Origin of the sequence: Nonomuraea maheshkhaliensis (genome assembly GCF_039529435.1) — a bacterium.
Classification (GTDB): domain Bacteria; phylum Actinomycetota; class Actinomycetes; order Streptosporangiales; family Streptosporangiaceae; genus Nonomuraea; species Nonomuraea maheshkhaliensis.
In genome coordinates this window covers 1-1,906 of the sequence record NZ_BAAAMU010000293.1, presented here as the reverse complement: position 1 = coordinate 1,906, position 1,906 = coordinate 1, and the positions used below count along the sequence as shown (strand labels likewise).

Below are 1,906 nucleotides of genomic sequence, written 5' to 3'. Positions count from 1 at the left end.
AGGTCCTGTGTGCGGCGTTCGCGCACGTCCTGCGCCTGGACAGCGTCGGGGTGGATGACGACTTCTTCCGGCTCGGCGGGCACTCGCTGCTGGCGGTGCGGCTGGTCAGTCAGATCCGGGCGGCGCTCGGGGTGGAGGTGCCGTTGAAGGTCCTGCTGGAGACCCCGACGGTCGCGGGACTTGCACGACAGCTTGGTGATCTCAAGTCGGCGAGGCCGGCGTTGCGGCCCATGCGTACTCAGAACACGCGTACTCAGAAGGAGTCCTCATGATTCCGTTGTCGTTCGCGCAGCGCCGGTTGTGGTTCGTCACCCGGTCGGAAGGGCCGAGCGCCACGTACAACATGCCCGTCGTGCTGTCACTGTCCGGCGAGGTGGACGTCGCGGCGCTGAACGCGGCGTTGCGGGACGTGATCGGGCGGCACGAGGTGCTGCGGACGGTCTTCCCCGACGTGGAGGGGGAGCCCTACCAGCACATCGTGCCGGTCGAGGAGCTGGCGTGGGAGCTGGCCGTGGTCGAGGTCGCCGCGGCCGACCTGCCCGCGAAGGTGTCCGAGGCGGCGGCGTACGCCTTCGACCTGGCGGCTGAGGTGCCGATCAGGGCGTGGCTTTTCGAGGCAGGGGCGGACGAGCGGGTGCTCGTGGTCGTCGTCCACCACATCGCGAGTGACGGCTGGTCGATGGGGCCGCTGGCGCGGGACGTGTCGGTCGCGTACGCCGCTCGGTGCGACGGGCGGGCGCCGGACTGGGAGCCGCTGCCCGTCCAGTACGCCGACTACACGCTCTGGCAGCGGGAACTGCTCGGCGACGAGAACGACCAGGACAGCCTCGTCTCCACCCAGCTGGCCTACTGGCGGGAGACCCTGGCCGGCCTGTCGGAGGAGCTCGAACTGCCCTACGACCGGCCCCGTCCGGCCGTGGCCTCGCACCGGGGGCACACGGTGCCGATCGAGGTGCCGGCCGAAGTGCACGCCCGGGTGGCGGAGCTGGCACGGGCCGAGGGCGCGACCACGTTCATGGTGCTGCAGGCCGCGCTGGTCGTGCTGCTGTCGCGGCTGGGCGCGGGCACCGACGTCGCCGTCGGCACGACGGTGGCCGGTCGTACCGATGTCGCGCTCGACGACCTGGTCGGGTTCTTCGTCAACAACGTGGTGCTGCGTACGGACCTGTCCGGCGACCCCACCTTCACGCAGGTGCTCTCCCGCGTCCGGCAGACCGGATGGAGCGCGTTCGCGCACCAGGAGTTGCCGTTCGACCGCCTGGTGGAGGAGCTGGCGCCGACGCGGTCGATGGCGCGGCATCCGCTGTTCCAGGTGATGTTCAAGGTCCAGTCCACCACGAACACCGAGGCGGAGCTGGAACTGCCGGGAGTACGGGCGGGTGGGCCGTCCGGCGCGGTGTCGGCGGAGGTCACCGCCGGGATGTCGGCGGCGAAATTCGACCTGGACTTCACACTGGGCGAGATGTTCGGCGCCGGGGATGTGCCTGCGGGGCTGCGTGGGTCGGTGGTGGCGGCGGCCGACCTGTTCGATCGCGAGTCGGTGGAGGTGCTGGTCGGTCGGTTGGTACGGGTTCTGGACGCGGTCACCGCTGACCCCGGGACTCGGCTGAGTGGGGTTGAGGTGATGGGTGAGGGTGAGTGGCGTCAGGTGGTGGAGGGGTGGAACGGGACGGGTGTGGGGGTGTCGGCGGGGTCGGCGGGGTCGTTGGTGGAGTTGTGGGAGTCGCAGGTGGTGCGGTCGCCGGGTGCGGTGGCGGTGGTGGGGTCGGATGGGGTGGGGTTGTCGTTTGCTGAGTTGGATGTGCGGGCGAACCGGGTGGCGGGGTTGTTGGTTGGTCGGGGTGTGGGGTTGGAGTCGGTGGTGGGGGTGTGTTTGGAGCGTGGGGTTGATCTGGTCGTCGCGTTG

Annotated in this window: 2 protein-coding genes; both read left to right on the top strand. The window is 70.2% G+C overall.

Annotated elements, in window-relative coordinates:
* On the top strand, window positions 1-272 hold a 272-nt coding region (locus ABFX54_RS56435), incomplete at its 5' end, for a phosphopantetheine-binding protein (RefSeq protein WP_346115581.1).
* Window positions 269-1,906: condensation domain-containing protein (locus ABFX54_RS56430; RefSeq protein WP_346115580.1), on the top strand; the 1,638-nt coding region annotated here is incomplete at its 3' end. The genes ABFX54_RS56435 and ABFX54_RS56430, both read left to right, overlap by 4 nt.